Here is a 19115-nt window from a genome sequence, read left to right as displayed (position 1 = left end):
CTATTGTCGATATGTAACTTGCTGTATCAGAATGTTATCGCATGACCCATGCAGAACTCTATGAAGCTGACGACCAGCACAACACAGCCCAGCACGAATGTATACAGTGCAAATACCTTGAATCTGTCTGTCTTGACCAGCCAGTTCACCAGCTTTATCGCAAATACGCCGACTGCCGCCGCTACCACAAAACCGACAAAACAGTTCATAAATCCTACAGACTTATCATTCACAACATTTGAATCTATGGTGTTTTTGAAATATTCCAATATCTCCATCAGACAACTGAGGAATATTACAGGTATGCCCAGTATGAAAGAATATTTCACCGAAGTTTCACGCGAAAATCCCGAAAACAATCCTGCCGAAATGGTCGAACCCGACCTTGAAACGCCGGGAAGCAGTGCCACACCCTGAAAAAGTCCCACCGTAACGGAATCCTTATAGGTTATGTCACCGGCTTTCTTCTCGCCTTTTGTGCATCTGTCAGACATGAACAGTATGGCAGAAGTATATAAAAAGCAAAGTCCCTCTGCAAAGACAGAGCCGTCTTCTGCTATCGATTCGAACCAGTCCTTAAAAATAACGAACGGTGCAAGGCAGAAGCAAGACAGTATTATCATAACTATCATTCTGCGTTCCGGATTCATGTTCTTAAGGGTGAACTGCCTTTTGAAGATATCCTTGAAGATATTTCCCAGTTCCTTTATAAGCGCAAGTATGTCTTTGCGGAATGCTATGAATACCGCCACAAGCGTCCCCAGATGAAGTATAGCTGAAAACATCAGCGCACCCTCACCGCTGTTGCCTGTAAAATGCTGGTACAGCGAAAGGTGACCTGAACTGGAAACAGGCAGAAACTCTGTCAGACCTTGCAGAACAGCCTGTGCGATAACGTCAAAAAAACTCATTTTATCCTCCATACTACTCGCCGCTGATGCGGCTTTTATCTATAAGTCCGTAAAGGCAGGATATGGCATCTGCCAGCCCGCCAGAACTGTCTATAAGACCTTCTTTTACAGCCTCATCGCCTTCAAGTACCGTACCGATATCAGTCATCAATTCACCTGTTGACATCATCAGTTCGCGGAATCTTTCGGGCTTTATCGATGAATTGCCGCACACAAAACTCACTATCCGCTCCTGCATCTTGTAAAAGTACGACATCGTCTGCGGAACTCCCAGAACAGTCCCGCTCATGCGTACAGGGTGAATGGTCATGGTCGCAGTCGGTACAATGAATGACCTGTCTGCACATACAGCCAGCGGCACCCCTATCGAATGACCGCCGCCCACTACCAGAGAAACGGTCGGTGTGCTCATGCCCGCGATAAGTTCAGCTATCGCAAGCCCCGCCTCGACATCACCGCCCACCGTGTTCAGCACTATCAGCAGACCCTCTATGTCGCTGTCCTGCTCAACTGCCACCAGTGCCGGGATTATATGCTCATACTTTGTAGTCTTGTTCGATGGCGGAAGGATATAGTGCCCCTCCACCTGCCCGATGATATTAAGACAATGAATGATATGTCCGTCACCCGACAGCGTTATACTGCCAAGATCTGTATCCTGTCTTTCAGAAGTAATTGCGCCCTCTCCGATCTCACCGTCCACCTAAAACACCTCCATAACATCTATAAAGATATTTTACGCACAGACAGCAAAACTATTCAGCGCACAACTATACTTATATATCATAGCACTAAAAAACGTACTTGTCAATCATAATTTTGACCAAAAAAAGAAAATTTTGCAGGAAATACTGCAATTTCCTGCAAAATAATGATTTATCTTACATATTCCGTCGAAAGCACCTGATCTACCCATTTTACAAGACTTACAAAGCTCTCCTTATCAAGAATGGAGAAAAATTTGTTATTAGTCTGCTGTTCACCTGTGACCGTGTGATCTGTCAGACAGTAACCATCAGCAGATATGGTCATGGATACAACATCTTCTGTGCCATAACCTGTTTCAAGCTGGATATAATCAAGGCTCTCGTCCTTGCTTGGGCTTTTTACAGAACTTGTTTCTCCAAAACTCTCTATCAGTTTTGTCAATTCGGTATAATCATCATAATCAAGGATATAGCATTCACCATAGCCTTCACCGACTTTCAGCCTGACATAACCGTATGCGCCGTTGTAAATGGTATAATTGTAAAATCTGTCAAAACAAATATAATAGAACTCTCCGTTTTTTTCAGCCCTGTAGTATGCACTATAAGGCCGCAAAGTATTTATCGACTGTGCAGATACCGCCTCAACCTTATCCCAGTCACAGTAAACAGTACCTTCACCCACAACTTCACTTTCAGATATCTTTAGATTTTGCACATTATATGATTCTTCATGCTTATCGTCCTCAGGCTTTACAGATCTAACTTCCTGCGCCACAGATATCTTGTCCTGCTTGAACTCAGGCTGATCTATCAGCGTTACTATACCCAGACCGTTAAATGTCATATAGTCATCTGGCGCATTCAACTCTTTGTCGCGCGAAAGTACAAGAGTGCCCCTACTGCATGGCGAGATCGAAGTATATGTGTCTGCCGCCAGCACGACCTTGCCGTTTGTATCAAGAAGCCCCTTGAACTTGCCATCCTCATACACATAGAGCGAATTGCCTATCATCGCAGAACAGTTATAGCCTTCAAATGGCTGTTCTGCTATACCCGTTATGTAATCTGACTCTGCAAAACTTACATATACAGGACTGCTCAGCACATCAGGCTGTTTGATATCTTTCAAAAACTCAGGAAATTTATAATTTTTTAGTTCGACCTTATCCGGCACAGCCTTAGTTTCTTTACCCGAAGAAGCTGTATCCTTCCCGCTTTCGCTGTCATTTTTCTGTGAACAGCCGAAAAGCGAGAAAACCATCGCGCCTGTCATAAGCAGGACCGCCATTCTGTTTGCTCTCATTTTACTCTCCTTAAAAGATATGCGGCTTTTTTTGATATGTTCGCCGCAAACTGTCAAATACTATTATAATATAATACGCAGCATTTTTCAAGGGGTTTATATCAAAAAGTTTTCTTAAGAACATTTTAAAATCAAGTCTTGTGATAAATGTTATCAAATTGTTAAAGATTTTTCAAGGTGTTTACAAAACTGATTTTGTGTGCTATAATATATTGGTGTTGGTGTGAAATAATTTCACATAGCACCACGCTAAATCATCACAACTTAGTTATTCTGCTTAACAGCAAGGAGGACATTTACAAATGGTAAGAGCAATTGTTGGCGCAAACTGGGGCGACGAGGGCAAGGGCAAGCTCACAGACATGATGGCGCAGGAATCTGATATCGTTATAAGATTTCAGGGCGGCGCAAATGCAGGTCACACCATACATAACCACTATGGCAGATTTGCACTCCACACTCTCCCTTCCGGCATTTTCTATGACCATACCACCAATATAATCGGCAACGGCGTGGCATTTGATATCCCCAAGTTCTTCAAAGAACTGAATGAGGTCACTTCTCAGGGCGTGCCGATGCCCAAACTGCTCATCTCTGACAGAGTGCAGATGATAATGCCTTACCATGTTGATTTTGATAAATTCGAGGAAGAAAGACTGGGCAAGGCTAGTTTTGGTTCGACCAAGTCAGGCATCGCACCTTTCTACTCTGACAAGTATGCAAAGATAGGCTTCCAGGTGCAGGAACTTTTCGATGAAGAGGCACTGAAAGTAAAGATACACAGGGTTTGTGAGCAGAAGAACATTCTGCTGAAATATCTCTACAACAAGCCTGCCATAGATGAAGACCAGCTGTTTAACACACTGATGGAATACAGAAAGATGGTCGAGCCTTACGTATGTGATGTTTCCGCTTATCTGTGGAACGCTATCAAAGAAGGCAAGAACATTCTGCTGGAAGGTCAGCTGGGTTCACTGAAAGATCCCGATCACGGCATCTATCCTATGGTGACTTCTTCCTCCACTCTGGCGGCTTACGGCGCTATCGGCGCTGGTATACCTCCTTATGAGATCAAGAAGATAGTTACTGTCTGCAAGGCATACTCTTCCGCAGTAGGCGCAGGCGCATTCGTTTCCGAGATATTTGGCGATGAAGCTGAGGAACTGAGAAAGCGCGGCGGTGACAAGGGCGAGTACGGAGCTACCACAGGCAGACCCAGAAGAATGGGCTGGTTCGACTGTGTGGCATCGAAGTATGGCTGCCGCATTCAGGGTACCACCGATGTGGCTTTCACTGTTGTTGATGCACTGGGCTATCTTGAGAAGATACCTGTATGCGTTGGCTATGAGATCGACGGCGAAGTTACCACTGACTTCCCCACCACCCAGAAACTAGAAAAAGCTAAGCCTGTTCTGGAAGTGCTGGACGGCTGGAACTGCGACATCAAGGGTATCCGCAAGTATGAGGATCTTCCTGAGAACTGCCGCAAGTACATCGAATTCGTTGAGGAGAAGATAGGCTTCCCTATAACAATGGTATCAAATGGTCCTAAGAGAGAGGATATCATTTTCAGAGAGAGCAAGCTGAGCAAATAATAAAATATTACGGGACAGTCGTGCGGCTGTCCCGTTTTTTATTGTATATCATCTTTTTCTATGTGATAAGTCACAAAGCGCTCCCCTGTCAGTAAGATCCTACTTCAATTCGATGATAGTTATCTTGTTGCCGTGTGAACGAATAAACCCCTCTGAGTTTAGCTTTTTCAGTTCGCGCATCATGGCGCTGCGGTCACAGCAGAGATAGTCTGCCAGTTCAGAGAGTGACAGAGGCAAAGTCTGCTCGCTGTTGTTGTCACGGTCAAGCAGATACCCGAAAGCGGTCATCAGCTTTTCTCGAATGCTCCTGCGGCTGAGAATGTCAATATGCGCGACACTTCTTCTGGCGGCTGTCCCCAGCAGATAATCGATAAGGTCGGCGTGTTTGTCACAACTGTTCTCGCAGCAGTGTATAAGTCTGCCATAATCAACATATGATATCAGACAAGCCGTCTTAGCAACTGCATAACAAGCCCCCAACCCCTGCTCCGGGAAGATCCCCCCGCCGAAAGCATCACCCTCACGGCAGATATCAAGTATGCTCTTCTGACCATCGGCATTTACATTCACAAGAAGCACTGTCCCTTCCAGAACGATGGCAGTTTCGTTGGTGTCACGCAAATGCCGCAGAAACATCTCACCTTTTACATATTTGTGCGTATGTGCCATATAACATGCGTTGGCACTGCCTTTAGGCTCGTCAGAAAAGCCGTTTTCGACCAAAAGTTTATTCAAGTTCACTCACTCCATAATGTGTTCATATTTATAAAGAAATACTATATCTTGTATTATATCACAAAAATGTGCTTTTTGCAACAGACATCGGAAACTTTTTGTAGTATAATCAAAATTACAGTTTAAGAGAAAAGAAAATTTGAGAATGTAACTACTTCGGAGGGCAAGTAAATGAAGATAATCAAGAGAAACGGCGCGGAAGAGATATTTGACCAGAGCAAGATAATCAATGCCGTTAAAAAAGCTAATTTCGCAGGTGAAAAAGGTCGTATCAGTGACGAAGAGATCGCAGATGTGACCGATTACGTTGAATACAAGTGCAACAAGCTGGGCAGAGCCGTATCCGTCGAGGAGATACAGGATATGGTGGAAAACCAGCTTATGGCAAAGGGCGCTTTCGAGCTGGCAAGGAGGTATGTAAGATACCGCTACACAAGGTCGCTGGTAAGAAAGTCGAACACCACCGATAACAAGATACTCAGCCTTATCGAGTGTGCCAATGAAGAAGTCAAGCAGGAAAATTCCAACAAGAATCCCGCTGTAAACAGCGTTCAGCGCGATTACATGGCGGGCGAAGTCAGCCGTGACCTCACCAAAAGGCTTCTTCTGCCTCCGGATATAGTTGAAGCTCATGAGCAGGGCATAATCCATTTCCATGATACCGACTATTATGCACAGCATATGCACAACTGCGATCTTGTCAACCTCGAAGATATGCTCCAGAACGGCACAGTTATCAGCGAAACGCTGATAGAAAAGCCACACAGTTTCTCTACCGCCTGCAATATCGCAACGCAGATAATCGCGCAGGTCGCATCTAACCAGTACGGCGGTCAGAGCATAAGTCTGGCACATCTGGCACCTTTTGTACAGGTGTCAAGGGTGAAAATAAGGAAAGAACTGGAAGTCGAGATGGCTAAACTGGGCGTCAGCCCGACACAGGAAAAACTCGACATGATAACCGAAGAAAGACTCCGCAAAGAAATAACTCGCGGCGTACAGACCATTCAGTATCAGGTCGTTACACTGCTGACGACCAACGGTCAGGCACCGTTCGTGACAGTATTTATGTACCTCAACGAAGCTAAGAACGAGCAGGAGAAAAAAGACCTCGCCATGATAATCGAGGAAACGCTGAAACAGCGAACTGAAGGCGTAAAGAATGAGTCGGGCGTTTGGGTCACACCTGCATTTCCGAAGCTGATATATGTTCTTGAAGAAGACAATGTTGAAGAAGGCACACCGTATTTCTACCTGACAAAACTGGCGGCAAAATGCACCGCAAAACGCATGGTGCCCGATTATATCTCCGAAAAGGTAATGCTTAAACTGAAAGTTGATAAGAACGGTGAGGGTCACTGCTATACCTGCATGGGATGCAGAAGTTTCCTGACACCTTATATTGACGAGAACGGCAAACCAAAGTATTACGGCAGATTCAATCAGGGCGTTGTCACTATCAATCTGGTCGATGTTGCACTGTCCAGCGGCAGAAATGTTGAAACATTCTGGAAAGTGTTCGATGAAAGACTACAGCTTTGCTATAAGGCACTTATGTGCAGACACGAAAGGCTGAAAGGCACACTCTCCGATGCCGCACCGATACTATGGCAGTATGGCGCTCTGGCAAGGCTTAAAAAGGGCGAGCCGATAGACAAACTCCTCTACGGCGGCTATTCTACTATCTCGCTTGGCTATGCGGGTCTGTATGAATGCGTGAAGTACATGACGGGCAAAAGCCACACCGACCCCGAAGCCAAACCTTTCGCACTGGAGATAATGCAGTACATGAACGATGCCTGCAAGAAGTGGAAGGAAAAAGAGAACATCGACTTCTCTATCTACGGCACTCCGCTGGAGTCTACCACATACAAGTTCGCAAGATGTCTGCAAAAGCGTTTCGGCATAATAGAAGGTATAACAGACAAGAGTTATATTACAAACAGCTATCACGTACATGTAACTGAAAAGATAGACGCTTTCACCAAGCTGAAATTCGAGAGCGAGTTCCAGCATCTTTCTCCCGGCGGTGCTATAAGCTATGTTGAAGTTCCCAATATGCAGAAGAATATTCCCGCTGTGCTGAATGTTATCAGGTTCATTTACGATAATATAATGTATGCAGAACTGAATACCAAGAGCGATTACTGTCAGGTCTGCGGCTTTGACGGTGAGATACAGATAGTCGAAGACGACGGCAAACTGGTATGGGAATGTCCCCAGTGCCACAACCGTGACCAAAATAAGATGAACGTCGCAAGACGCACATGCGGCTACATCGGCACTCAGTACTGGAATCAGGGGCGCACACAGGAGATCCGCGACAGAGTCCTGCATCTTTGATATGCAAAACAACTTCATTTTATAAGGTGACCGATATGTTCTACGGTGAGATAAAAAACTGTGATATTGCTGACGGTGTCGGCGTGCGAGTCAGCCTGTTCGTTTCGGGGTGCAGACATTGCTGTAAGGGCTGTTTCAATGAAATGACATGGGATTTTTCATACGGTCAGCCATTTACTTCGGCAACGGTGCAACAGCTGTTGCATATGCTTGACCACGACTATATCAACGGTCTGACGATTCTGGGCGGCGAACCTTTTGAACCTGAAAATCAGCGGGTGCTTGTGCCGTTCCTGCACAAGGTCAGAGAGCATTTCCCTGATAAAAACATATGGTGCTACACAGGCTGTGTACTTGAAAGCGAGCTTCTGGGCGAAAGTCAGTGGCGCTGTGAAGTAACCGATGAGATGCTTTCAATGATAGATGTGCTGGTGGACGGGCGATTCGTACTGGAAAAGCGGAATATCTCGCTGGCATTCAGAGGATCTGACAATCAGCGTATCATAGACCTGAAAAGCACTCTTTCAGAAGGCAGAACACGAGTCCTTGAACTTGACTGATATCATCCCGACAAGCGCAAAAGGCGTTTGTCGGGAGTTTTTATATGTTTGTCCGTCCCAGAAATACAAGCGTATTCCACAAACGCACATTCAAATCTTTAGGAAAGTTTGTATATTTGACTATTGACTAATTTCGAGAAATTAGGTATACTTTTTAAGGTGCTGAAAAAAGGTAATTTAACTTATTTCAGTGTACTATTTATCTGAGAAGGGGTATCACGTAATGACTAAGGTAGTAAAATTCGGCGGCAGTTCACTGGCAAGCGCTGAGCAGTTCCGCAAGGTAAAGAATATAATCACAGCTGAGGATTCCAGAAGGTTCGTAGTTCCATCTGCACCCGGCAAGAGATTTTCTGCTGACACAAAGGTAACAGATATGCTCTATGGCTGCTATGATCTGGCTGCTAAGGGCAAGGACTTCACTAAGGAGTTCGACGCTATCAAGGAAAGATACAACGGCATAATCAGCGAACTTGGTCTTGACCTTTTGCTTGACGGCGAGTTCGATGTCATCAAGGCTTGCTTCATCGGTAAGGCAGGCAGAGATTATGCAGCTTCCAGAGGTGAATTCCTCAACGGTATCGTACTGGCTAACTTCTTAGGTTACAATTTCATCGATGCCGCTGATGTTATCTATTTTGATGAAAGAGGCATATTCGATGCTGCACACACCAACAAGGCTCTCAGCGAAAAGCTGGAAGGACTTGATAACGCAGTTATCCCCGGTTTCTATGGTTCTATGCCTAATGACACTATCAAGACTTTCTCCAGAGGCGGTTCTGATATAACAGGCTCTATCGTTGCTGCTGCTGTAAATGCAGACCTCTATGAGAACTGGACAGATGTTTCGGGCTTCCTGACCTGTGACCCCAGGATCATCGATGATCCCGCTCCTATCACCACCATCACTTATAAGGAGTTGAGAGAGCTTTCCTACATGGGCGCGACCGTTCTGCATGAAGATGCTATCTTCCCTGTCAGAAAAGCAGGTATCCCGATAAATATCAAGAACACCAATAAGCCCGAAGATGTCGGCACACTGATAGTTGAGTCCACATCGCAGAAGCCTAAGTATACCATCACAGGTATCGCAGGCAAGAAGGGCTTCACCGTTATCAATATCGAGAAGGATATGATGAACGCTGAGTTGGGCTTCGGCAGAAGAGTGCTGGAAGTATTCGAGAAGAACGGCGTAAACTTCGAGCATATGCCTTCGGGTATCGATACTATGTCCATCGTTGTTCATCAGGAAGAATTCGCTGAAAAGGAACAGGAGATACTCGCAGGTATCCACCGCAACTGCCACCCGGATTCCATCGATATCGAAACCGATCTGGCACTGATCGCCGTTGTGGGCAGAGCCATGAAGTCCAACAGAGGTACCGCAGGCAGGATCTTCTCGGCACTGGCACACGCTCATGTAAATGTTAAGATGATCGATCAGGGTTCAAGCGAACTTAATATCATCATAGGTGTCAGCGAAAGCGACTTCGAGGCTGCTAACCGCGCTATCTACGATATTTTCGTTGAAACAAAACTTTGATTTTTCCGTATTTTTGCGAAGTATAGGTAAAATATTCCCGCTGTATAATAATTCAGCGGGAATATTTTTAACAAGCACATTCTAATATCAATTCACACATAACAGTCTTCTACATAATAATTTGTCAATAGAATTATTATTACATATTTATACATGTTAAACCTGTTGACTAATATTTCTAAATGGTGTATAATTGTATTTGATATATACACAGGAGGACTGTTATGGAGATCATTGAAGCAGTTAAGACTCTGTATGAAAACAATTCCGATAAAGTTATTTATACAGACAGCTACCTGAAAGTACTATGGAAAAATAGTAATGACTTACCAGAATTTCTCCGCACCGACAAAATAATGCTCTCTCGTTTCGAACCTGTAGCTTTTCCGATAAAAAAAAGCACAATATGCCGATACAAAGATGAACAGTATGAACTAACACTTAAGATAACTCCGATGTCCGAAAACGGAGTTACCGTAGGCTACCTTTTCCACTGCATGACCGAACATGAGGTGGACAGGCTCGCCATGCAGTCAACGCTTAATGACAGACTCAGAAAAGACCTCGATACCATTAGATTTAGAGCAGCCAGCATCACAACTATGCTTAGCCTGAACAAAGAAGAAATGTCAGAGGCCGGAGAATTGTTTACTAAGTTTGAAACTACTTCAAGGGACAGAGTACTTGGAGTATTGTCAGCGACCGCTAACTACGAAGAACTAAGTATTTATCTCAGTGAAAATGTCAAGGCGGAAAAGAAATTTATGTCGGTCGTACTTGATGATCTGGCAAAGCGTATAAGATGCCGCGCAGAAAAATTCGGATATATATTTGAATGTGATATTCAGTCTATGATACATGCCGAGATGAATGTAGGCAGATTTGAAGCTGCTATCTCAAATCTGGTCATCAACTCTTACATGTACAATTCAAAGCCTGAAAAAAAATGCAGTATCGAACTGAGATCAGATGGCAAAAAGATAAGGTTGACTGTCACCGATAACGGCAACGGTATACCCGAAGAAAAACTCAAAAGGCTGAAAAAACCAATGGATTATTTCACTCTCGATGATATGAATGAATCATTGGGACTTTCTATCGTCATGCTTTATTGCCAACGTTTCGGTGGTACTTACGACATCGAGAGCAAAGTTGGCGAATATACAAAAGTAACATTGACTTTCGATGATCTTGGCTATGAGATGCCGCGTGAATTCAGACAGTATTATCCGCCTATCATCTTTGCTATGGACAATACAGGCTGTATCTTGTCGAAGTGCTTCGGCTATTATAACGATGATTATTATAAGCACACGTAAAGTGAGGAGAAAAAAATGAATAAAAAAATACTTTCATTATTGTGCGCGGCTGCTATCGCTGCATGTTCTTTGTGCGCCTGCGGACAAAACGACAAAGCTGAATCTTCTGAAACAGAAAAATCATCATCTGAGTCGGCACAGTCAGCTTCGTCAGAAACCGATGAACCATCTGAAACAGATATTTCCGTCACCGACAGCGAAACTACAGCTGAGTCAGACATAACACCTGCCATGTGGAAGGTAAATTGTGATAACGGAGCAGTTGTAACACTTGTCGGCTCAATGCACGCGCTGGAAGAAAGCGACTATCCTCTGCCGCAGAAAATGATGGATGCTTTTAATGATTCAGATATCCTCGCTGTTGAAGCAGACCTTGCTTCGGGCGACTCGATAACATTCCAGTCTGCTTTGCTGGCAAGCATGTATTACGATGACCCTGATGACAGCCTTGATAAACATATCTCCAAAGAAGCCTATGATGCGTTAAGTGATTATCTTGCTCAGTTCTCACTTGACCTTTCAATGTACAAACATACAAGACCGTGGGCTGTCGGAAATATCGCTGACACGATAGCTATGCAGGAAAGCGGACTGTCGGGAGATATAGGCATAGACAGGTATTTTCTCGACAAAGCACGCGAGGACGGCAAGGAGATATTCGAAGTAGAAGGCATAGAATTTCAGATGGATCTGCTGATGAATTTTTCGGACGATATCTATGATATGCTGTTCAGGGGCTACAAAGGCAAGACAAAAGAGGATCAGCTTGAACTTCTTATGACTACTCACGAAGCATGGGCAACAGGTGACACAGATACTATTGAAAAGATAGACTCCGAAGAAAAGGAGGTCAGTGAAACTGACGCAGCTTTGATGGAAGAATATTCTAACCAATTTCTTTATGACCGCAACAAAGTCATGACAGAAGCAGCCGAAAATTTCATAAACGAGGGCAAAGATGTGTTCTTTATCGTGGGCGCAGCGCATTTTGTCGGTGAAAAAGGTATAATCGCTCTGCTTGAAAACGATGGCTATACGGTCGAAAGAATAGAATACTAAAACAAACGGCACAGCGCATTTCTGCACTGTGCCGATATTTTTATCAACCGATGAGCCAGTCGTACATCTCCTGATATTTCTTCGCAGAAGCCTGCCATGAAAAATCCTTTGACATCGCCTGCTTAACTATGCTGTTCCATTCATCACGCCTGTCAACATAGATGTAGTGTGCAAACATCACAGTGTTGTACATTTCATGTGCGTTGTAGTTCGCAAAGCTGAAACCTGTGCCTGTCTTTTCAAACTGATTGTAAGGCTGTACAGTGTCACGCAGACCGCCAGTTTCCCTTACGATAGGCAGTGTACCGTATCTCAGCGACATAAGCTGAGAAAGACCGCAAGGCTCAAACAGTGACGGCATTAGGAAAGCATCACACGCCGCATATATCTTGTGGCTCATAGCCTCGCTGTAATAGATGTTTGCCGATACCTTGTCAGGGAACTTCCAAGCAAAGTAACGGAACATATCCTCATACTTCTGCTCACCTGTACCGAGAACAACTATCTGCACGTCCTGCTGACAAAGCCTTTCCATCATGTACGCGATAAGGTCAAAGCCCTTCTGGTCGGTAAGTCTGCTGACAATGCCTATCATAAACTTGTTGTCATCACGGCAAAGTCCAAGTTCCTGCTGAAGCGCACGCTTGTTCTCTATCTTCCTCTCAAACACACTGTTTATGTCATAGTTGCAGGGTATCATCTTGTCGGTGGCAGGATTATAGTCGTCATAGTCGATACCGTTGACGATACCGCGCAGGTCATTTTTTCTTGCGCGCATCAGACCATCAAGACCCTCGCCGTAAAACTCAGTCTTTATCTCCTCAGCGTAAGACTCCGAAACAGTGGTGATGGCATCAGCATACACCAGACCGCCCTTGAGCATGTTGCCGTCAACATCTTTGAGCAGCTTATCGTAAGTCATGTAATAAGATGACAGCCCCGATAATCCCATGAACCTTGCCGCGTTGTCGTTGCCCTGGAATTTCAGGTTGTGTATCGTCATTACCGTCTTTATGCCGCGGAAGAATTCGCCGCCCTGAAACGAATCGTGCAGATACACGGGTATAAGACCCGTCTGCCAGTCATGGCAGTGGATAACATCGGGTCTGAAATCCAGCACAGGCAGAGCAGACAGTACAGCCCTGTCAAAATACATGAATTTTTCGATATCCCAGTGCCAGTCGCCGTAAGGCTTTTCTCCGCTGAAATAATACTCGTTGTCGATGAAATAGAATGTCACGCCCTCATATACCATTTTCAGCAGACCTACATATCGGCTCTGACCCGCAAAGTCCATATAGAAGTTTGTGATATACTCCAGCTGATCTTTCCATTTCTGAGCCATGCAGGCATACTTAGGCAATATAACACGTACATCATAATACCGCTTGTCAAAGCACTTCGGCAGAGAGCCGACCACATCAGCCAGACCACCCGTCTTGATAAATGGAACTACTTCGGAAGCTGCAAATAATACTTTTTTCATAGCTATGATCCCTTCCTTATTTGAATTTTTTTATAATCAAATGTAGACAAACTATTTTAGTTAATTATAACACGTTTTGTCGCTTTCGTCAATAGTAAATTCATGATTTTTACGAAATTATTTATCAAATTCTTCCAAAGAATATTCCTTTCGCTTTTCACTAAGCATCTCACGCAGCCGTTTTTTCGTGACTGCATACTCGTTCCCATCTTCGCCTTTTACTATAAGGCTGTCCTTTTCCCAGCGAAGAAATTCTATATCATCATATTCATCGTAGTCCATTGGTATCTCATCATGCAGCTTTACCATACGAGGGTCATAGTGAAGCGGTTCGGAAAAGTCCATGACCATCACCTCATCGGGACAAGCCCAGTAACAGCCCCCACAGACAAGCAGACTGCTTTCCGGGTCATAATGAACATCTGTAACTATGAACGACTCCCCTGCCGAAAAGCGAAAATCATGTTCCATTCCTTCGGGAACATAGTCATAATGTCTGCCTGTGTCTATCTCCAGAATACTCAGCCCATACAGGTCAACATGATACGGCAGATAACTGTGACCGTTCGCATGGTGTATCAATTCCTTTGCAGGTCGAAGATGATGCCTGTCACATAAATGCTCAAAAAACTTTATGCCGTCTTTGAAATAACTGCACCGCGCTATCTTAGCAGTGCTGTAAATGTAGTGACTGCCATCATCTTCACCATAAATATCGTATATTACTGTAATGCCGTCACCAAGCACATATTCCTCCGAAGACAGATGACATTCGTCTTTCAGATAAGCCCTTTCCTCAGCAGAGGGCATATCATCACTAAAAATGTTCTTATATGAAAAATCTTCGTATCTGCTTAGCATGACGCTGATTTCATCACAGAAAAAATGCAGATGACTAAAATCGTTCCTGCCGCGTCCATCGTCTATGCAGTTCAGCGTAACTTCATATCTGCCGTCACTTTTGGTTATACTAAAGTCAAGCAAACTACAGTCTTCCAGCTTCGGCAGATATGACCCGTCATCACATTCGGGGCGCGGCGAAAAAACCATATCAAAATATCTCAGTCCGCTCAATTCTGTTTCTTCTTCGGGAAATTCGCCCCACACAGCGCATTTCGCTGTGCTGACTATGCCGTCATGGTAGATGTGTTCTTCTATATCATCAAATTCAAAATTTCGCACGTTTCTCCTTTTCTGTACACTCAGACAAACTCGCCCATTACCAGATTTTTCAGCTTTCTGGTCAGTGTACCCGCCTTGCCTATACCGGTTTGCTGAACACCCAGCAGGAATGTCAGACCATACTTCGGCTCGTTTGAGAAAAAAGTACCCAGCCAGCCGTCCCAACCGTATTCACCCTTTGACGAGAACAGCGTGGTGTTGTTTTCGTCCTCGCATACGCGCATAAAATTACCGTAACCGTATCCGCGCATCCAGTCCCACCAGAACCATAGATTTGCCCGCTGTTCAGGCAAAATACCGCCTCGCGTAAGATATTCGACTGCATATTCGGGCATTATGCGCTTTCCCTCAAATTCGCCCCCGTTTATCAGCATCGAAGCGAATTTGCCGTAGTCATCAAGAGTCGAACAAAGCCCCGCACCGCCCGACTCAAAAGCAGGCTTTACTTCACGCATGTAGCGCATCGAAAGATTGTCGGTCTTATTCTCTTTAAGACCGTTTTCACTGTAATCATAGACCTTTGCAAGCCTTGACTGCTTTTCAGTGGGAACATAAAAATCAGTGTCCTCCATGCCCAGCGGTTCAAAAAAATTCTCTCTCAGATATTCCCCAAAGGTCATTCCGCTGATACGCTCGATCAGCCCGCCGATAAGGTCAGCGCCGATGCCGTACTGAAATTCACTTCCCGGCTCGAACATGCAAGGTATCTCAGCCGCCATCTCACAAAACTTTTTCGTGGTGACCGGCTCGCCATCATACAGACTGCGGGTCATCTTCCAGAAAACTTCCCCCGATTTTTCACCGCTGGGATGCCCCTCAAATGGGTATGGCAGTCCCGATGTCATATTCAGCAGGTCACGCACTGTTATGCGCCTGCTGACAGGCTTTTTCTCGCCGTCCTTAATAACGAACTGCTCTGCAAACTCAGGCAGATAATCTGCAATATCAGCGGCGAGGTCTATATCTCCCCTGCTCGCCATAAGTATTGCCGCCGCTGCCGTTACAGGCTTGGTCTGCGAATAAAGCCTGAAAATAGTATCGCGCGACATCGGCACGCTGTTCTCGATATCCCGCAAACCGCCCTCAGCATAGAGGACTTCCCTGCCGTTTTTCAGCACAAGTATATTCGCGCCCGCGATGTCACCGCGCTCAGCCGCCTGATATATCAGCTTTTCAGCCTTTGTTTTTATATCCATAGGATCATTTCCTTTCGTCCGATTCCACTGATATTATATCATAATACTGCCTTAATTTCAAGTCAATTATATACAGTGTATAATGATCGGAATTGAATGTACACTCGATGATTTGAAAGACGCACTTGAAGCATAGAATGAAAAATTGAAAACTCGTCATATCACCATTGAGATCAGGGCTATCGGCGGTTTTGCAATGCTTTACAACAAGCTCCGCAGCGGCGGATATACAATGGACGTAGATACAGCAACAAATGATATGTCGGAAGAAGTGCAGGAGCTGATCCGTGAGGTCGCTGAGGAAAAAGGTCTTGACGAGGACTGGATCAATAATGATTCCTACGGTCTCCCAAAGGTCACGGACATTATCGGCAGGTTGGAGTAGATAACGGATAACAGCTAGTCCAATATCATTCTGTATATCGCTAAAATAGAAAGTCTGCTCCTGCTGAAAGTCCGTGCAGTCCATTTTGCAGGCTTAGTGCCGAGGATCACTGACCAGACAGATGTGCTTGATATTCTTGCTTTCCTCGTTATCCATACGATAGAGGGAGTCAAGAAAAACCGTCTGACTAAGGATATTGAAAAGAAATACCCGAGATGCTTTGAGTTTTTGAAGAATACAGAAAATGGTAAAAATCTTTTATGGCAGATGCTTCATTTTTATGGAGCGTCTGCTTTTTTATGGCAGCTTTTCAAAAGTTAAAGACTTGTTAAGAATTTCTGTGCTATAATCAAAGCATAGAGGATACCAATACAAGATACGGAGGAATGCACTATGTTTTGGAGAATACTGAAAAAAGATCTGAAACGCAAGAAAACCATGAATATCATCTTACTCCTGTTCGTGATACTGTGTTCGATGCTTGCTGCTGCAAGTCTGAACAATATCATTGCAGTAACAGGCGGCATTGAACACTTCATTGAAATATCCGATGCGCCTGATGTCATGATAATTATGCCGCTTGACCAGGAGCTTGACAAGGAACTCATTACTCTCCCTGAAGTGGGTCATTTGAAGGTGGAGGAGATGTTCTATCTTACTTCGGATCATCTCAAGCTCAACGGTGAAAAGCACAAAGACCTTATCACCGGAACAGGTTTTATTTCCGGCAAGGAATTTGGCTGCAAGTATTTTGATGATGAGAATCGGGAAATAACAGGCGTTCCCGATGGCGGCTTCTACTGCACAAAGAATTTCCTTCAGGGTGCTGTTTTTAAAAAGGGAGATATCCTTACTGTCACTACAGACGAAGGCACTTTCGATCTCAGGTTTGAGGGAATATACAAAACAGCCGCCCTTGACACTAATAATTCTTCCTCACCCTATATTATACTCAATGGCACTGACTGGGATAAAATGAACAAGGCAGCAACAGCTTCTGCTTTCACGAAAGCAAAGATCCTGTATGTGAAGACCAATGATCCGGATGCGGTCATATCTGCGGCTGCTGAGACGGAGGGTATTTCCTGCTACACAAGGGATACGTTCAAAAAAATTTTCATGTATGATATGATCACAGCTTACATACTGCTGGCGGCTTGTGTGATCCTCATGGCAGCGGCGTTTGTGACACTCCGCTTTGCCATTGGCTTTACGATATCGGAGGAATTTCGTGAGATAGGCGTTATGAAAGCGGTGGGCATTCAGAACAGCGGTATCCGCAGTATTTATATCACAAAATATGCAGCGATCTCTTTGATAGGCTCAGTTATCGGATATGCAGCCTCAATACCCCTCAGCAGTTATCTTCTGAAATCGGTACAAGGGAGTATCGTATTCAACAGAAACAACACCATGATCGGCATTGCCGGTTCTGCCGCAGTAATTGTGCTGATACTGTTATTCAGCTACGGTTGTACAAGAGGAATCAATAAAATGTCTCCAATTGATGCAGTGCGCAGCGGTCAGACGGGAGAACGTTTCGGGAAACGAAGCGTGATACATCTGGGTCGCTCCAAGCTCCCTGCAACGGTCTTTATGGCTCTCAATGACGTTCTCAGCGCACCGAAGCAGTTTGCGATTATCACAGTGGTGTTCACGCTGTGCGTACTGATGATGACCGTCATGTCCAACATGGCAAATACACTGTCCAGCGACAAACCGATCTTTCTGTTTGGTATTCCTGTTGAAACAGATGCTTCTATCCTTGACAATGATATTTCCGGCAATGATGCGATCAAACAAGCCCTTGGAGAATTTATCACATCCAATGACGGCTGGAAGTCTCTTGTGAAAGAAACGGAAAAGATGCTTGATGAGAATGGTATGCCGGGAAAAGCCACCGTAACAATGAGCTGTCTGTACACCACTGTACACGGTGACAAAAGTGTCGGCATCTCCTACCATGTCACAAGGAACACACCTGCGGACAAATTTATTTACGATGAAGGCACTGCTCCAAGGAAACCCGATGAAGTCGCTTTGACCGCTGCTGCAATGGAAAAACTGGATGCCAAAATTGGCGACAGGATCAAGATCAATACGGGCGGAAAAGAAGAAGAGCTTATCATTACAGGAACATTCTCTACCTTTATGATGGGCGGCTTGGCTGCCCGCCTTTGTGAAGATGCAGAGCTAAATCTGGAGAAGATCAATAATAACATGGGTATCCAGATAGAGTTTGATGATTCACCGAATGAGGAAGAGATCGGAAGAAGAATAGAAAAGCTCAAAGATGTAACAGGTACCGAAAAGATATACTCCAATGCACAGATGGTAGAGACCTTTACCGAAATGTCCGGCACACTGAACAGCGTCAAGCAGATGATGATGCTCATGACTGTGATCGTAACGGCGCTGATCGTGATACTCATGGAGCGCAGCTTCATCTCAAAGGAAAAGAGCGAAATCGCACTGATGAAGGCGGTGGGCTTTCAGAATGGCTCTGTGATCGGACAGCATACTCTGCGGTTTGTTATGACTGCGGTCATTGCGGTCATTCTCGCATCTGTGATCGTACTTCCGATGAGTAAGGCTCTTCTCACATTTGTTTTTGCTCAGATCGGAAGCGTTTCTTCAACAGGAATAGCTTTTGATGCAGTGGAGATATTTGCCGTTTGTCCTGCCATTCTGATCGGTGTGACAGTAATTGGCACGTTTCTGACCGCACTTTATACGAAAACCATCAAGGCAAGCGATACCGCTTCCATTGAATAAGGAGGATATTATC

The 19115-nt window shown here is 44.7% G+C and carries 15 protein-coding genes; 8 read left to right on the top strand and 7 right to left on the bottom strand.

Going from position 1 to position 19115, the window contains the following annotated elements; all coding sequences use genetic code 11:
- Positions 1-26 precede the first annotated feature (26 nt).
- The 3 genes from CUS_RS14545 to CUS_RS14535 form a co-directional block, all read right to left on the bottom strand.
- Positions 27-911, bottom strand: coding sequence for an undecaprenyl-diphosphate phosphatase (locus CUS_RS14545; protein WP_037277619.1), 885 nt, complete (start codon positions 909-911; stop codon positions 27-29).
- A 13-nt stretch (positions 912-924) separates the two neighbouring features.
- Complete coding sequence (locus tag CUS_RS14540) at positions 925-1614, bottom strand: ClpP family protease (protein ID WP_002852230.1); 690 nt, start codon at positions 1612-1614, stop codon at positions 925-927.
- A 173-nt stretch (positions 1615-1787) separates the two neighbouring features.
- Positions 1788-2924, bottom strand: a complete 1137-nt coding sequence (locus tag CUS_RS14535; RefSeq protein ID WP_002852143.1) for a hypothetical protein — start codon at positions 2922-2924, stop codon at positions 1788-1790.
- Positions 2925-3226: 302 nt separating this feature from the next.
- Between CUS_RS14535 and CUS_RS14530 the strand changes: the two genes are divergently transcribed.
- Entirely contained in the window at positions 3227-4519 is a 1293-nt protein-coding gene (locus CUS_RS14530; protein ID WP_002852300.1) for an adenylosuccinate synthase, read from the top strand.
- 99 nt (positions 4520-4618) lie between these two features.
- Here CUS_RS14530 and CUS_RS14525 read toward each other — a convergent pair whose 3' ends face one another.
- Positions 4619-5260, bottom strand: a complete 642-nt coding sequence (locus CUS_RS14525) for a Crp/Fnr family transcriptional regulator (protein WP_415753099.1) — start codon at positions 5258-5260, stop codon at positions 4619-4621.
- A gap of 165 nt (positions 5261-5425) precedes the next feature.
- Here CUS_RS14525 and nrdD point away from each other — a divergent pair, with 165 nt between their 5' ends.
- From nrdD to CUS_RS14500, 5 genes are all read left to right on the top strand, one after another.
- Positions 5426-7597, top strand: coding sequence for an anaerobic ribonucleoside-triphosphate reductase (gene nrdD, locus CUS_RS14520; RefSeq protein ID WP_002852343.1), 2172 nt, complete (start codon positions 5426-5428; stop codon positions 7595-7597).
- Positions 7598-7632: 35 nt separating this feature from the next.
- On the top strand, positions 7633-8157 hold the full coding sequence (nrdG, locus tag CUS_RS14515; RefSeq protein ID WP_002852124.1) for an anaerobic ribonucleoside-triphosphate reductase activating protein: 525 nt from the start codon (positions 7633-7635) through the stop codon (positions 8155-8157).
- Positions 8158-8380: 223 nt separating this feature from the next.
- The gene (locus CUS_RS14510) at positions 8381-9700 is read left to right on the top strand and encodes an aspartate kinase (RefSeq protein WP_037277617.1); all 1320 of its coding nucleotides are present in this window, start codon (positions 8381-8383) and stop codon (positions 9698-9700) included.
- A 224-nt stretch (positions 9701-9924) separates the two neighbouring features.
- Positions 9925-11019 (top strand): sensor histidine kinase, encoded by a 1095-nt coding sequence (locus CUS_RS14505; protein WP_002852240.1) that lies wholly within the window; start codon positions 9925-9927, stop codon positions 11017-11019.
- A gap of 15 nt (positions 11020-11034) precedes the next feature.
- Positions 11035-12078, top strand: a complete 1044-nt coding sequence (locus tag CUS_RS14500; RefSeq protein ID WP_002852084.1) for a TraB/GumN family protein — start codon at positions 11035-11037, stop codon at positions 12076-12078.
- Between the two features lie 43 nt (positions 12079-12121).
- Here the strand turns inward: CUS_RS14500 and glgA are convergent, their stop codons facing one another.
- The 3 genes from glgA to CUS_RS14485 form a co-directional block, all read right to left on the bottom strand.
- Positions 12122-13564 (bottom strand): glycogen synthase GlgA, encoded by a 1443-nt coding sequence (glgA, locus tag CUS_RS14495; protein ID WP_002852322.1) that lies wholly within the window; start codon positions 13562-13564, stop codon positions 12122-12124.
- Between the two features lie 117 nt (positions 13565-13681).
- Positions 13682-14746: a hypothetical protein gene (locus CUS_RS18815; RefSeq protein ID WP_002852113.1), complete on the bottom strand. Its 1065-nt coding sequence runs from the start codon at positions 14744-14746 to the stop codon at positions 13682-13684.
- A 20-nt stretch (positions 14747-14766) separates the two neighbouring features.
- Positions 14767-15942 carry a serine hydrolase domain-containing protein gene (locus CUS_RS14485; RefSeq protein WP_002852025.1) on the bottom strand — a complete coding sequence of 392 codons (1176 nt, stop codon included), beginning with the start codon at positions 15940-15942 and terminating at the stop codon, positions 14767-14769.
- 196 nt (positions 15943-16138) lie between these two features.
- On the opposite strand from CUS_RS14485, the gene CUS_RS14480 reads away from it, so the two are divergent.
- Both CUS_RS14480 and CUS_RS14470 read left to right on the top strand, forming a co-directional pair.
- Entirely contained in the window at positions 16139-16327 is a 189-nt protein-coding gene (locus CUS_RS14480) for a hypothetical protein (protein ID WP_002852156.1), read from the top strand.
- A 393-nt stretch (positions 16328-16720) separates the two neighbouring features.
- Complete coding sequence (locus tag CUS_RS14470; RefSeq protein ID WP_002852123.1) at positions 16721-19102, top strand: ABC transporter permease; 2382 nt, start codon at positions 16721-16723, stop codon at positions 19100-19102.
- Positions 19103-19115 lie beyond the last annotated feature (13 nt).

Origin of the sequence: Hominimerdicola alba 8 (assembly GCF_000178155.2) — a bacterium.
Taxonomy (GTDB): Bacteria; Bacillota; Clostridia; order Oscillospirales; family Ruminococcaceae; genus Hominimerdicola; species Hominimerdicola alba_C.
The sequence above is the reverse complement of the archived record's forward strand: the minus strand, read 5'-3'. Positions and strand labels throughout refer to the sequence as shown.

Coding starts and splice junctions, on each gene's coding strand:
- CUS_RS14530 (WP_002852300.1), top strand. CDS start 3,227: ATGGTAAGAGCAATTGTTGGCGCAAACTGGGGCGACGAGGGCAAGGGC.
- CUS_RS14505 (WP_002852240.1), top strand. CDS start 9,925: ATGGAGATCATTGAAGCAGTTAAGACTCTGTATGAAAACAATTCCGAT.
- CUS_RS14510 (WP_037277617.1), top strand. CDS start 8,381: ATGACTAAGGTAGTAAAATTCGGCGGCAGTTCACTGGCAAGCGCTGAG.
- glgA (WP_002852322.1), bottom strand. CDS start 13,564: ATGAAAAAAGTATTATTTGCAGCTTCCGAAGTAGTTCCATTTATCAAG.
- CUS_RS14485 (WP_002852025.1), bottom strand. CDS start 15,942: ATGGATATAAAAACAAAGGCTGAAAAGCTGATATATCAGGCGGCTGAG.
- CUS_RS14470 (WP_002852123.1), top strand. CDS start 16,721: ATGTTTTGGAGAATACTGAAAAAAGATCTGAAACGCAAGAAAACCATG.
- CUS_RS14535 (WP_002852143.1), bottom strand. CDS start 2,924: ATGAGAGCAAACAGAATGGCGGTCCTGCTTATGACAGGCGCGATGGTT.
- CUS_RS14480 (WP_002852156.1), top strand. CDS start 16,139: ATGCTTTACAACAAGCTCCGCAGCGGCGGATATACAATGGACGTAGAT.
- CUS_RS14500 (WP_002852084.1), top strand. CDS start 11,035: ATGAATAAAAAAATACTTTCATTATTGTGCGCGGCTGCTATCGCTGCA.
- nrdG (WP_002852124.1), top strand. CDS start 7,633: ATGTTCTACGGTGAGATAAAAAACTGTGATATTGCTGACGGTGTCGGC.
- nrdD (WP_002852343.1), top strand. CDS start 5,426: ATGAAGATAATCAAGAGAAACGGCGCGGAAGAGATATTTGACCAGAGC.
- CUS_RS14545 (WP_037277619.1), bottom strand. CDS start 911: ATGAGTTTTTTTGACGTTATCGCACAGGCTGTTCTGCAAGGTCTGACA.